The following is a 15817-nucleotide window of genomic DNA, read 5'->3' as shown; positions in this document are numbered from 1 at the left end:
CAACAATCCCTCCTTCATCTTTCCTTTTTACACCCATATCATATCATTTAATTATCACAAACATGTCACAACTCATGAAATTATGTACAAATAGTGAAATTTTCGTTATTCACTTATCTTATGCAAAATTAATTCAGAGGTTACAAAAAAAGAATAATCTTCTGCGATTATTCTCTTATTCAAGATGATACTTATTTATTCAATGGTCCATTCCACATTACTAAGATCAAAGACAGCATATGTTACCTCATTATTCTGCGTATCTTTTTCCGTTTTACTGATGATGGGGACTGTTGCTTTTTTGACAACAGGGGTAGAAGAAAAATCCGTACTGTCTCCATAATCATATTGGATAACATCAATACTGCTCCCTACCATATCTAAGGTGATTCTTTGATTGCTGATGGTGATTGTATTGGAACTGCCTCCATATTTTTTATAGATCCTAAAGCTGAAGTTATTGAGATCATAGCCTTTTTCTTTAAATATTTTCAGCAATTCACTGCCTGTATTCGGTCCTTCTGAATCTAAACGTTCCGGATGACTGTTCCGGTTAAAATAATCGTTTATTTTACCTATAAAACTACTGCTGAGCAATTCATTTCTTACCTGTTCATGAATATTGATATCACTTAGTTTTTTCGATAAGGTAAACTCTTGTTTAGCGTCATTAAAACTGACATATTTTCCGTCAATTTTTACCACAAAATCTCCGGTACTGGTCTGACTTTCATTCAGCTTTATGGATATGAGTTCACCTTCCACTTCTGCTTTTTCCATCACCTCTTGGTGCCAAGAAGCATCATTTACTTTTGTCAAGAGTTCTCCTCTGGCTAACAGCCAAACCGATTCGCTCTTTGTCACGGTTAAAACATTGTGTGCTTTATTTATTATTTTTGTATCTTCAGCATCTTCTACATACCCCATAACTACCGGAATGGTAATGACCGCAAGAATGGCAATAATCACTAAGACTACGATAATTTCAATGAGTGTAAATCCTTTATTTTTTCTTTTCATAGTCTGCTCCTTTACCTTTATTATATCGAAAAATGATAATTTTTCTATAATAAAGAAGAAGATTTAGCGATAATTAAGATAAAAACAGTGGAGCTTCTCAGCTCCACTATTTAATATCTTGTTTTAATCTTCTTTTTTTCTTTCTTGTTTCTAAAGCGATTCCACTGACAATTCCCGCTGACACCAGCCCGATTAATGACCATGTCATGATTGAGGTTGGATCTTTGGTATCCGGAGTGTTAAATCCGCCAAAATCGTTCATAAATGATTTTGGTAAATAAACACCGCAGTCCCATGTCATATCATAGCCTTCTTCATTCAAATAGAATGGACGGCTATAGTACCAGTTATCTTCAAATAGCGCAACGCCATCCGAATCGATAGCACTGTCACTACCAACATTGGATAATGTCACATAATATGGACGTTCAATTTGGAAACGAACACGATACATCCCGGCATTCAGATTTGTAAACAGATAATACCCTGCCGCGTTCGTTGTAGTTTGACCCATCACCTGCCAGAATTGATCATCACTTACATCGCCTGTTTCATTGTATTCCAAGATGACAGAAATACCGCCTATACCGCTATCGACTTCATCTTGCAAACCGTTTTGATTCTCATCAAACCACACATAATCGCCGATAGCCCCATAAGAATCAATGATCCCCGCATCCCAAGAAAAATCTTTGGTATGATAAGCTAAGTGAATAATGTCTGTCGGGAACCCAGCTCCCGGTAAATAAGTTGCTAAAGCATTGGAATCCAGTTCACTGTCGCCGTTTTTAGGAATTGTTAATTTTGAAGAGATTGGCAGATCAAAAACGATACGATAAACAATCTCTGTCCCATAATCGCTGGATTTTAAATGCTCAAACAAATAATGTCCGCTTTGGTCAGTGACTGCCTGTGCAACCTGTTCCCAACCAACGCTATCTGGTGAGCGCATTTGTAAATATACCGGTACATTGGCAATACCATATTCTTCTTTGACGTTATCTTGAAGTCCATTCTGATTGGCATCGAACCACACATAATCTCCTAAGACACTGTAGCGCGAAGCACCACCATCGACATGTTCAATCAAAGTATTTGGCGGCAAAGTAATAATATCCGTAAAGCCACTTCTTAAGTCTGCACTCAAATTATATTCGATATCACTGTCTTGTGTATCATCCCCGCCGATATTTCCATTAACGATCTCATATTCATCCGGGAATACGAAACGCACTTGATATTGTCCGTCTTCTAAACGATCAAAATAGTAACGTCCATCTTCTTTCACCACTTGTGTAGCGGTCGGAGTCGTTTCGAGTGTTCCGTCAAGAGGATTAATGCGATACAGTTCTACCAATGTATTGGGTACCGGAATATCCGTTCCATTATCTAAATCCTGTAAATCATTGTAGTTGCGATCTTCAAAAGCTATTCCGCTGATAGCACTGTAAACCGTTAAGCCGGCATCAATGGACATATCATAACCACGATAATCTAATTCAATAACATCGGTTTGCATAGTAAAGTTATTGACACGATGTACAGCATTGGAATCAAATTCACTGTCGCCTTGATAAGGTGTTGTAAAGCTGTAATGTTCGTTATATCCTCCCGTCACCACTTGAGAAGTATCAAACTCAACAATATACTTACCTTCAGGAAGATCTTTGAAAGCATAATATCCTTCTTTATTGCCGTAGCCGAAAGTCGTCTTGGTTTCTTCTATAACTTTTCCTCGACTACCATCTTTATTTGCATAATAGACACGGACAATGACACCATTGATCCCTTTTTCATCTTCATCTTGAATACCGTTATGGTTCGCATCGATCCATACATAGTTGCCTAATGCACCTAAAGCTGTAAAGCCGGCATCCAAACTGTTATTTACTTCTCCTACGTAATTTGTTCCTTCTTTTGTCGCAGTTAATCGCACAATAGGAGTCAATAAGTAGGTATCGGGATCATTCTCATCATTTCCAATATCAGAATCCATTAAATCATCTTCCCCGACATTTGGAAGGGTTGGAATATATTGATAACGGGATTCATCCTGTGGTTTTTCAAACTCCACTTGATATTCATAAATGGTTTTGCCGGCAAAGTCATTTGGATCCGTTGAATCTTTAGAAGCCCCATTTACCGGAACGTTACAGTCTAATTCATCAAATGCATAATAACCGGATGAAGATGTGGTTGTCGTTTTGATCAGACTGCGTTCTGTATGAAGTTTGCCGTTTACATACGTCGTTTTATATTGATACAGTTTCACGCCAAGTCCGGCGATTGGGGCGTCCCCCTCATCCTGCAATCCATCTCGATTGATATCATAGAAGGCATAGTCTCCGATCTTTCCTTTAGGCATCGATAATTTTACTTTTACTTCATAATTTTCTGTACGGTTATTGCTGGCAATGGTCTCATCACGCATTCCTCCACGGCTTACTGCTACCATGGCTGAATTGGCAATGTATTCATTATCAAACGCATCTAATTCATCCGCACTGTAAACAGGAGCCTGCATTTGAATACCAATGCTTAATGATTCTCCTTTTTCAAAATACTGACCATTATCACAGCTGATTTCAACAGCCACAGCACTGACGTATTTTAAGTCATCGTTTGTGATTTCACTTGCTGAATACCATGTATGCATCCCATTTTGCCATTCAGCATCGCTCATAGTGCTATAAAGAATCGGTAAATCTTCTGCTGCAGATACTTTTTGACGTGCTTCTTTTGTCCATTTATCCCATTTTTCATCGTAGTTACGACTATCAATACAATAATAGATTTTAGCCGTTGCATAATCCGGAAGATCCAGAAAATCAACAGATTTCAACAAAGCTTCTTTCTTTAATGACGTAGAACGATCAAAGACGAAAGCCCCCTCATTGTCACGACTTGTTAATGTGTCGCCATAAAATGGCAGGATATCGACAACGCGAATACGATCAACCGGTGTATCGGAATCATCTCCGTTTTTAACGTTAATCTTATAATCGATATTTCCTCCTGAAGAGGTCTGCGCAATACGGTTATAGTCTACGTAGTCATCATCAAAGTCACCCTTTACCTGTTTATAAATATAAAGCGTGTTATTGTCATTAACCTGTATATCCGCATTGGCGTTGGCATGTTTGTTTCCGCCTACATCTTCCCCTAATGCTTTATCAAGTGTCTCATCATCGACTAAAGCATTGCTGTTGTGTTCAGGATTATTGACATTAAAACTGTTTCCATAAGGATTTTCTGCAGATTTAACGATCTTTTCATCACTGTTTAAATATGCTAGCACCCATAATGGTCGGTCTTGTGAAGATGGCTGACTATAGGAAATAGCTCCAGAGAAAGTAATCTTGAGCGACTCCCCAGGCTTTAGATTTGCCGCATCCCCATACTTTTTAAATCTAAAGGTTACTTTTGTAGTAGGCTCATTTAGACTCTCTAAACCATCCGTTCCCGGAACACGCGCCGATTCTACTGTTGAGAAGATGATTTCAATGTCACTTGGTTTGATATCCGCACCCGTTGTTCCATCTGCCGACAGTTTTATGATTTTAAATTGCTCGGCAATCAAACTGGATACGGAATCATTCAAGGTCATTCCAATTGGTAAATCAAAACTGATAATCGGTTGATTAAAGTCCGCACCGTTTGTGGAAACATTTTGTGCTGTAATCGTATACTGTACCGTTTCTCCCGGCTTAAATATTTTAGAATCCCCATTTGGATTTTCCGCAACAACGCCTAAGTTAACGGTTGGTACTTTATTTTCTAGTGCGGGCAGCAAGATTTCAACTGTTTCCGATTGTCTGGTCACTGTATTAAACTGGTTCACTCCATCTTCATCTTTTACGATAAAATGATATTGTGCGTCCGCAATATTTTCTATACGTCGGATTTCATTATAAGCGGCATCACTTGGGCGCTGATTAAAGGTATAATGAATATCAAAACCATCGGATATGAAACCTTCTTCTACCCCCGTATAAGCCACTTTTACATGAGCTGCTTTCAATGAGGAATCAATTCCTATCGATCGGCTTTGACCTTGATTTAATTTCTGTAAGTTATTAAATTCCCCATTAGGCACTTTCAACCACGTTTCACTGCCATACGTTTGATAATATATTTCCGCATTTACCGTGATATCTTTATCCTTATTATATGCTCGATTTATAACCACTGAATCAATATAATAAGAATCCTGATCCACATGTAAATCTTTGATATATTTTCCTTGACTGGCATCATAATATTGTAGTTCTGTCTGAGTATCGGTCACTTCTATCGATTGTGCTTTTACAGTATTCGTCCCATTAGCAAAATTACGAATGATAAATACACTCCTATATGGATCTAATGACAACGATTGATCTGCTGTGACAGATTTCAAATCAGATGAAGTAATCCCCTTATGAATTTCTAATTTAAAATTCATCAAGTCTTCTTTAGAAATATTTTTAAATGTCACCTTATTTTTATCAGTCGTTCCATCTATTACCCAATCACTCTGGTGAATTGGATAAACAGTAATAGACTGTTTAGTTGGATAAATGTCATCATCTAAGACATAGCCTTCTGGTGCTTTTGTTTCTTTTATATAATACGTTGTTCCAGTTTGTTCGGCTTCCAACAAATTACTGATGGCATATCCGAATTCATTTGTCGTGATTTCCCCTACTTCAGTGGTATAAGCCGCATCCGAGTAAATCTTAAAGACGGCTCCGCTTAATCCTTTATCCAATAAATTCGGATCTATTTTATGAATAACTAGGCGTCCTTTATCTGCTTTATTGATAATGTCACCATTTGTTGTACCATTTGGATAATATGTTTCTACTGCCGACTCATTTGGTTTTACACTCACATCATATCTAACCTTCGAATACACATATCCATCCGGGTTATCGGTCGTCTTTATCTCTTGAACATAATATTCCCCTGCAGGCACATCCGTCCAAATAATTTTTCCATCCGTATCTGTCACTTTTTCTTCAATTAAGCTGCCAGACTGATTATAAAGTCCAAAATGAACCCCCTCGATTGGCTGATTAGCAGCACTAGGAATATAAGATGAAACATCATCTAGTTTGGTAATTTCAACTTGTCCTAACGCCTGATCCACCAGCGTATCCAAATTAGCTGTCGTTAATGTTGTGATTTTCTTTGCATTAATTGTAAAGTCGATTGGTTCAATCTTTTCAAATCCTTCCGGTGCTGTTGTCTCCACTAATCGATACTGTCCCGGTTCTAACATGAATGATGAAAATGTCCCATCTTCTTTGGTCACGATCGTATCACTTATCAACTGATCCCCTTTATATAAGCTAAAGACGGCTCCGGCTAATCCGTTTTTGTCTGGACTGGTTTTCTTAAATTCAAACTTACCGAAGTTTGGGAAATTGACGATTGCCTGGTCTCCTGTTAGGGATGTATTTTCTTCCCCCATCACAATAACGATTGGATATTCTTGAGTATTCTCTGCAAAGCCATCCACCGTCTTTGTTTCTTTTAATGTATAGTTTCCGGCTACCAAATTTAAAAACTGTACCTTACCGTTTTCATCACTGATTTCTTTAGCCACTTCTTTTCCTGCCGCATCATACAATGTGAATTCAGCACCTTGGAGCGGTAATTTATCCGTTGAATTATCCCAAGCGGCTACTTTATCAATTTTCAAACTGCCGTAAGGATCATTGAATACTTCGATTTCTTTTTTAGTCCCATCACTTTGGGTTGTGATTGAAATCTTTTGTTCATTTAATACATACCCATTTGGTGCTTTGACTTCTTGAAGCTGATACTTAGTATCAGGAAGTAAATCTTCAAAATAGATACCTGTATCGTTTTGATAAGTTGCAGTTTCAATTAAATTATCACCTAAATACAAACTGAATTGAGTTCCTTCCATCTGCTTATCAGAAATCGGAAGATTTGTCTTTTGATCTTTCTTAATAATTTGGATAGACTGTTTTTTCTTGTTTGTAATTTGATAAGAAGATGCATCATTGACTTTTTGCGCTTCAACATGATAAGGCCCATGCATCGTCTCATCTTCAAAATAACCAGTAGGCGTCGTTGTTTCTTTAAGGTAATAATTTCCTTCAGGAAGTAGTGGTGATACGGCAATTCCCTGATCGTTGGTTGTGATAAATTGATTTAAAGAAGTATCGGTATCCCCTACTTTCTTAAAAATTTCAAATTGAACATCTTTAAGTGTAATAGTCGGATCGGAAGCATCTGTTTTTGTTATGGTGAACTGTCCATAATGAGACTCATTCACTATTTTATCTGCGGCACTGCCAATTTCTTTTCCTTGTTCATCAATAGGAGTAACCAAAGTAGTTTCCTGATTGCTGATGATGCTGACTTTACCTAAATACTCTGCTTGATAACCATTTGCAATGCTTTCAGCTGTCACTGCAGTCTCTTTGATTACATAGTTTGCTTCATCCAACCAGTTTTCTCCAACATTGATCTGGCTGTCATCTAAACGATAAAACTCAAGTGTTCCATCGGATAGTGATTTTGCTGTTCCGACTTTTGTGGAATCGTCTAATTGTAATTCTCCATCTTTTAAAACATACTGGTAGAGGTTAAATTCAGCACCTGCTAATGGCGTTTCTTTTACCTCAAGATCAATCAGCTGACGCCCTGCTTTTGTTAGAGCTAAACGCCCCTGCTCCTTGTTAATTATGGTGATTGGATGATCTAAAGCATCTTGTAAAGTGGAATAATAAACAGCTTCATACTTTCCGGTTGCTATATTATACGTACTTCCTGTAATTTGATTAGATCGGATTTCAAAATCAAAACTGTTATTTTCATCTGCCGTATAGCCGTTTTCAACGGATTGTTCAACTAAACGGTATTGTCCACTCTTTAATAATATCGGACTTTGATAGATGTTTTTGTTTGTATCAATGGTTAATGTTTTTCCATTTTCATCTTTATATTCAACATAATTATCGCTGTCATCTTTCACAAACAACTTGAATACGGCCTGCAGTTTCAATGTTTGATCATTATGAGCCGTTTTCATTAATATGAATTTACCGTAGTTTGTTTGATTCTCGATAGGATGTTCATATAATACTAAATTATCTTTTCCATCATTTGTCACATAAGATAAATTCACTACATGTCCGACTATTTCATTAGGAATCACAATTCCACTGTTTTTTGGTAATGTTTCGTAATCTTCTACAACTAAATAGCTTCCCGGGGCTAACTGCTCCGTAATGGCAACTCCATCCCCAGCTGCTGCTTGTGTCCCCGTTTGCACCGTGCTTATTTGTTCTGCTGTATAATAATTTCCATCATCAGCTTTGATTGCACCTTCGGTTCCTTGCGCTACTTTTTCTTTAATTTTATAAATTTTGAAGTTTACACCGTTTAAAGATTCTGTTTTATCGGCAAATTTTAATTGCTTACGGATCCAGATACGCTGATATTTATTGTTGACAATTTCTAAAACATGACCGTTTTCATAATATTGATAGCTTCCATCTGCTTTTTTTACTACTGTCACTGTATGAACAGAGGTATCACGGAGATAATTTTGCGGTGCTTTTAATTCGACGATATAATATGTTTTGTTGGCGTCTACTTCGCCAAAATCAATCACACCATTATTTGTCGTACAAGTTGCCATGATTCCATAAATCTGCTGTTGAAGTGGGTCATTAATTAAAGCTGCCAGTGCTTCTTCTGACATATTGATAATCGCTTTTGCTTTATCTTCATTATCCAATAAAGCCAAGACCGCCCCATTTACAGATTGACCCACTCCATCCACCTTTTTACCGGTTGGTGAAATCGGTTTGAAGTTTTCAATCGTGACTTCTGTTAAAGTTCCTGCCGCTCCTGTCTGAACTTTTGTCCATTCATTAGATGCTTTATAACCATCCGGTGCCTGTACTTCTTTAAGGAAATAAATAGAATTAGGTTCTAACAATCCGGAATACCCAATTCCCTCCTCTGTAGCGCCGTTAACGATATTGCCATCGGCATTAACTAAAACAGCTGTTCCGGAAATAATCTGATAAGCTAAACCAGATGACACCACTTTATACTGTGTCCCCTCTATGACAATGATCTCTTCATTATCTTTGACTTGAGTGAAATCTTGGTTATCAGCCAGCTGATAAATATCAAATTTTGCGTTGTTCAAATGTTTAGCAGAATCTCCAGCATCTACCTTCTCTACTTTGATTCTTGCTTTTTTGCTGACGTTATGGAATGTTGCAACACCGTTCTTTCCGGCTGTTAATTCAACAATCTGAGGGGATTGTTGTTCATAATCCTTTGTCTGCTCTATTGTCAATACCTCTTCAATATAGTAAAACCCCGGATTCAAATCGCTGATTGTTGTCTTTTTACCACTGATTAGCGTTGCGATTGAATTCCCTTCTTTAATATAATACTGTCCGTTATACTCGATTGCCTCCGGCGTTGAAGCCGTCACTTGTTTTGCGGCATAGACATTAAACGTAAATCCATAAGCCGGAAGGGTGACTTGACTGCTGCCAGTTCCCCAAATCTCATTTTTTACTAATTCTAATGAACCGGTAGGTGCATTTTGAATCGGTGTGTCAAAATAATCTAAGTTGATAACTCCTTTTTCAATCGTAAAATTATAGACCTCATCACTTAATACATAATTTCCATTGACACTTTTTTCAACAACCGCATATTGTGCCGGTCTTAACATCTTTGATTCATAAACACCGGTACTAGAGGTATTGAATTCAGTAACATACTCCGCATAAGAAGTAATATTATCTTTTGTCACCGCATTAAGATCTGCCCCATCTTGATAACGATATAAAATAAAGGTTGCATTGACTGGCTGTTGTGTATTGGAATCCACTTTCTTTAGTTTAAATCGCCCTTTTGCATACGTATTGACTAATTTAAGTGTATTGCTGTCACTCTTTGTTGTTTTTCCAGCCTCTACACGGACAACTTGAGGAGCTAATGTCTCATAAATCCCATTCGTATTATTCTCTTCTACCCAGTAGTCTCCTTTTTTTAAATAAGGTGAGCCACCCATTCCATCCGATCCGGTTTGAAGCGTACCTAATGTTTTATCAGCAGTTGCCTTGGCTTTATCTGCCACGCTGTCTTCTGTTAGTTTTGGATAATAAGAGAATGAAATGCTTAACGGTTCTAACGTTGTTGTTCCGTTAGTTCCTTCCTTATAAGATTCTCTTTGTTTTTCAAGGAAGAATTTTCCTTTCGGTTCATTTTTTACAACGATTGCTTTAGCTTCAATAACGAGTAAATCATCATCTGTATCTGTAGCTAAAGGCGCTGTAAATGGATGAAGTTCAGAATCTAAGATATACTCATTTGGTACACTGACTTCCTTATACCAATATGTTTTTCCGGGAACAATATCATAGAACGTAGCAAATCCTTTCGGTCCGGTTGACTTTTCCGAGTAATTTGCCAGATCATCTTTATCTTCATAAACTCTGAATTTTACCCCTTGGATAATATTTCCGGTAACAGAGTCGACCTTTTTAATTCTCATTTTAATATAAGGATCGTTTTTAATTTCTTCTTTGATTTCTGTCAAAGTATTATTGCTGATGGTGAAAGTAACAGGTGTTGTATTTAACACATAACCGTTAGGTGCCTTAACTTCTAAGAGCTTGTACTCTCCGGCTGGGAGAAAAACAGAAACCGCTTCGCCTTTACTATTGGTTTTTAAAGTAATAGGCTCCCTTAATTCATTAATATCCATAATTCTGAATTCAGCATTCGCCAATGGTGCATTCGTCTTTGAATCTGTTTTTGTAATCTTTAACTGCCCCATAGTCTCTGCAGTATTATTAATATTTTCAGTCGTTAACTGCCCACTTACTATCGTTACCGGTACGGCAGATGTGAGTCCTTGATAACCTTCCGGTGTTTTTGTTTCTTTTAAATAGTACTGTCCGGGATCTAAATATACAATCTTTGAAGAAGACCCTTGAGAATCGCTGATGTCTATTTGAGGAGTTATCACAATAGTGTTCCCCTCTGCATCTTTAACAGGCTGCGTTAATGCTTCATCTGTATATACCTCAAATTCAGCACCGCCAATAGGAACCGCAAATTGTACCGAACTGGATAAAACTCCAAATTTTCTAATCATCAAACTTCCCTGTTTTTGATTAGTCACCGTTATTTCTTCCAGATGATTTTTCGTAACATGCACTAAAAAGAATGTATCCTCTAAAACATAGTTGAGAGGTGCTTTTGTCTCTTGAACCACATAATAACCTTCTTCTAATGCCCCAGATTCATATTCTCCTTTTACAGCACTTTCCTTTAAATCATAGCTGTCCAATGTAGGAAGAGGAACAAAATTTCTCAATTCTTCCTCTGTTAGAGGTGTAGCTTTATTTGGTATTTCATAAATTTTAAACTCTGCTCCGCTTAATAACACATTCGTATTTTGAGCATCTTTTTTTATAATCTTGAATTTTCCTTTATTAGATACATTTAATACATAAGGATATCCATCAATTTTATCCATAGTACTAGGATAATTCACTTTATTAGCTGCAACCTGAATATCCCAAACTGTATCATTAGGTACAAATTCAGCATCGTCATTGTTTTCTGTTATTGTGTAATTCCCTGCCGGAATTCCAGAAAAAAGCACTAATCCTTGTTCATTAGAAGTCGCCTGATAAGTCTTCGTCGAATCCTCTTTATTCGTCAGAGTAAAGCTAACGCCCTGCAGCCATCCTGTATCTTGCTGAGTTGCACTGCTTCCACGTTTCCAAAAGGCAACATAACCGTATTGGCTGGATGTATTGACAACCTCCATAGAATTATCTTGCAAAACGACATCATCCACAAGGATTTTACCGTCTTCTTGGACAACGACCTTTTTAATTGGCTGTGCATCAAATAAAGATGGCGCACTTTCTTCTTTAAGATAGTAGGTTCCTTTTAATAATTTACTAAAAACAATCTGCCCGTTTTCATCAATTTGTTTTCCAATAAGTTCCTCTTTATCATAATTCTTAGCAGGTGAACTGCACGCTGGATCGGTATATAAGCCAAATACGACCGGACTCTCATTATGTGCATAATAAATATCCTGCCATGCTTTAGTCATAACGTTTGTCTCTTCTACCGGGATAGAAGGAGTTCCGACAGTCCCGACACTCACTTTTTTAGTGATTGTCAGATCATAATACCCCGCATTTTCATCTTGCCATCCCACTTGAATCATGGCATTGCTTTTTAAAGTCTGCTCATTTTTATTAAGCGGTTTATAAAGTAATGTTGCCTGATTATCCAATATTTTTTGGATAAAAGGCTCATTGACAGGAATTTCATAGGCCTTATAAGGGTACAAAACACTAACCGTATACGTCGTATTAATCGGTGTTCCTTCTGGAATAAAGTTAGTATCCGTCGGGCTTGTTTGATATTTATTTAAAGAATTTTCATTGAAATGAATGGTCTTAATTGAACCATCATCATTTTTATCCAGTGAATAGTCACTGCCTTCACTTAATGTACGATCTCCGATGGCAACACTGACCTGTGTTGCCCCGCCTCCGGTTGGATATCCGATTGGCAATGTATCATATAAATCAAACGTTTCACACTCTAATCGCCCATAGCGGTTCCCGCTTGTTGCTTCATTTCCGGGACGGACTAAGATCTGATAGTTGACTTTATAATAATCCACTCCATTTTGATTGATAATGCTGACATCTTGATTTTCTTGTTTTGCTATCGTTTTTTGAACTTCCCATTCCTGATGAGCAGTAGAGATAATCGAAGCATTAGGAATTTTAATATCATAGATTGGAGTAGATACTGATCCTACCAACTGATTTCCTGTCATAACCATATTATTGAAACTCGCCAATGTCCCATCCGGCGTTTTCAAATTTTCAAAATGTAATTTTAAGTATATCGTTCCGGCCGTTCCAGATGTCAACGTTCCTTTTGAAGTTAAATAAACGAACTCAGTACCATCACCAAATTTATCTTCTACTGTTGCTGAATCAAAAATAGAAGCTTGTCCGCCCATTGCCAGTTCATCGAATTTGACATATTTAGGCAGCTGAATCGTAACGCCACATTCATTATAGCGAACATTATCCCCACCGGAGTTAACTGTATAACGCAGTGCTAAAAAGAAAGGTTCTCCGGATTGAATATTTTCAAGTGTCTGGCTTGAGCCAATCCCATTTACAATCTGAGATTCAAAGGAAATATTTGCTGTTACCTTCTCGCTCGCACGTATGTCAGGAATACCTACATGAATTAATGAAACCATCATCCCTAAAATTAAGATAAGTATATTTATTTTTTTTAACATGGGTCGTATTTTTATTGTTTTTTTCATGAAGTTTCCCCCTAATTAATCTTTTTCAGGTCTTTCTTTAATAAGACGTGCGGATGTTTTTTCTTTTCATCATATCTTTTTTGAATGCGATTAACAGCAATTTCAGCTCCCTCAATATCCGGTGAAGCTACGATTAAAGAAAATTGAGTCATATTGAATTTAGAAAACACATCATTTTTCCGCAGACTGCCCGCTATGACATTCCTCAAAATTTTCGATTCTTCCTGCAACTCTTTTTCTGATAACTGATCTGTTTCATCATAGATCGTCAGCAACGCTAAAACACGTGCCTTCATCGAACGTCTGGCAGAACGCAGATTGACTTGGTAAATATTTTTAAAAACATCAAAATCACAGTAAAAGGTCGTATCGAAATCTCCGGTATTCGTTAAATTCTGTTCTAGTTCATCTACGCCAATTTGCGTAGCCGGTGCTGTATCCAAAACTAATTGATAGATTTCTTTTAGTTTTTGGGACACGCTCATCCCATACTGACTATAGTAGTAATCCACAGTTTGACGATAAAACGATAAAGCATTATCAATCTGACCTGCTTTATAATAAGCATAAAGCTTCATTTCACAAAGATGTGAATCCAATAGTTTTTGAATGTGCGGATGATTGGTGATATTTAAAATTTCATTAAATCGTTCATGATCCTGCAGCATTTCTAACGTCTGTTCAATGGCTTCCAGACAACTCGTTTCCAACACATTATTCATCTGCATGATCCAACTGTTATAGTTGAATTCAGGCAGAAAATCATACTCATATTTCCCTAATAGGTTCAAACATTTTTCATATTTTCTTTCTAAGTCTGTTTCTTGTTTAACTCGATTCGCTAATTTTAATATTTCCTCATAATCAATTTTGCATTCGACTTCAATATTCCAATGATAACTATGTCCCTGTGACTGAATACAGTTGACATCGTCAAAAAATTTCTTCATTTCTTTACGTGCTCGATAAACTAAATTTCTTAATGCACCTTCCGGTTTATCAGAGTCTCCGTCCGACCATAAAAAATCAATCAGTTTAGAAGTGGTTAAATTACGATTACGATTTAATATAAGATAAACAATTAATAGTTCCACTTGAGCACTTCGTTGTCTTTCTGAAGGAAAATACGTTTCCCCGCTTACTATTTTAAGTTTTCCCAATGTTTGAACATTCAATATTTCTCGATTCATCTTATTCGCTCTCCTCTTCTTTTTTGATTGATACGTTATTTCTAACCATTCATATGTTTCTTAATTATAATCTTCCACTTTTATTATACTCTTTTCCGTCACAAAAACTATATATTTTAAAAGTAATTTTACTTCTTTTTTTGTAATTTGTGATAAATAAAAAAGGGAACTCCCCTTTTAAAGCTTTTTTTCAATTTGCAATGGATTTGTCGCAAACAACATGGCGGTTTCCTTCGTAATTTTATTTTGTTTGTAAAGGTCTAAAATTGCTTCATCCATTGTCATCATTCCTTGTTGTCGCCCTGATGAAATCGCATTGTCAATTTGATGAGTCTTGCCATCGCGAATTAAAGTGCGAATCGCTTGATTACAGATCATCACTTCAAATACCGGAATCATCTTCCCATCAATCCCCGGCAACAGTTGCTGAGAAACAACTGCGTTAAGTACCATAGATAACTGTATACGGATTTGCTGCTGCTGTGATGGTGAAAAAACATCAATCATTCGATCGATTGTATTGGCCACCCCAACAGTATGCAGACTAGAAAAAATCAAATGCCCGGTTTCTGCTGCTGTGATCGCAATTTCAATTGTCTCTAAATCACGCATTTCCCCAACCAATATCACTTCCGGTGCTTCTCTTAAAGCGGCACGAAGTGCAGAAACATAATCTTTCGTATCATGATACACTTCACGTTGAGACACAATACTCTTTTGATGACTATGAAGGTATTCAATCGGATCTTCAATCGTTACGATATGTGTGTTGCGCTGACGGTTAATTTGATCAATCATACAAGCAAGTGTCGTTGATTTTCCGCTTCCGGCCGGTCCGGTTACTAAAATCATGCCCTTTTTAGTGGAAGCCAAATTCATCACTGCCTCAGGAATATGAAGTGCCTGCGGATCCGGTAATTCAAAACGCACGACACGAATAACAGCGGCTAAAGAACTTCTTTGTTTATAAACATTGACACGAAAACGCCCGACATCCGGAATCGAAAAAGAAAAATCATCATCTCCGCTTTGAATAAATTCTTCAATATCCTCTTTTTGAGCAATATGATAAATCTCACGAATTAGATTTTCGGTATCCTGTGTGGTCAGTCGATCCCCCATATATTTTTGAATTTGTCCTTCTACTTTTATGGCACATGGAGACCCTGCCACGATAAAGATATCCGATGCTCCTTTATTTACCACATCTTCTAATAATGTCTTTGCTTCCATG

At 37.1% G+C, this 15817-nt stretch carries 4 protein-coding genes; all 4 read right to left on the bottom strand.

Going from position 1 to position 15817, the window contains the following annotated elements:
* Nucleotides 1–195: 195 nt before the first annotated feature.
* The 4 genes from BN1225_RS07630 to BN1225_RS07615 all read right to left on the bottom strand — a co-directional run bounded on the left by BN1225_RS07630 (nucleotide 196) and on the right by BN1225_RS07615 (nucleotide 15816).
* Complete coding sequence (locus BN1225_RS07630; RefSeq protein WP_041139223.1) at nucleotides 196–1020, bottom strand: prepilin-type N-terminal cleavage/methylation domain-containing protein; 825 nt, start codon at nucleotides 1018–1020, stop codon at nucleotides 196–198.
* A 106-nt stretch (nucleotides 1021–1126) separates the two neighbouring features.
* Complete coding sequence (locus BN1225_RS07625) at nucleotides 1127–13393, bottom strand: SpaA isopeptide-forming pilin-related protein (RefSeq protein ID WP_041139222.1); 12267 nt, start codon at nucleotides 13391–13393, stop codon at nucleotides 1127–1129.
* 11 nt (nucleotides 13394–13404) lie between these two features.
* Nucleotides 13405–14583, bottom strand: a complete 1179-nt coding sequence (locus BN1225_RS07620) for an AfsR/SARP family transcriptional regulator (protein WP_041139221.1) — start codon at nucleotides 14581–14583, stop codon at nucleotides 13405–13407.
* Nucleotides 14584–14760: 177 nt separating this feature from the next.
* Nucleotides 14761–15816 carry a type IV pilus twitching motility protein PilT gene (locus BN1225_RS07615; protein ID WP_041139220.1) on the bottom strand — a complete coding sequence of 352 codons (1056 nt, stop codon included), beginning with the start codon at nucleotides 15814–15816 and terminating at the stop codon, nucleotides 14761–14763.
* Nucleotide 15817: the final 1 nt, after the last annotated feature.

It is taken from the genome of Beduini massiliensis (genome assembly GCF_000829905.1).
In the GTDB taxonomy this organism is placed as follows: Bacteria; Bacillota_I; Bacilli_A; order Erysipelotrichales; family Coprobacillaceae; genus Beduini; species Beduini massiliensis.
The sequence above is the reverse complement of the archived record's forward strand: the minus strand, read 5'-3'. Positions and strand labels throughout refer to the sequence as shown.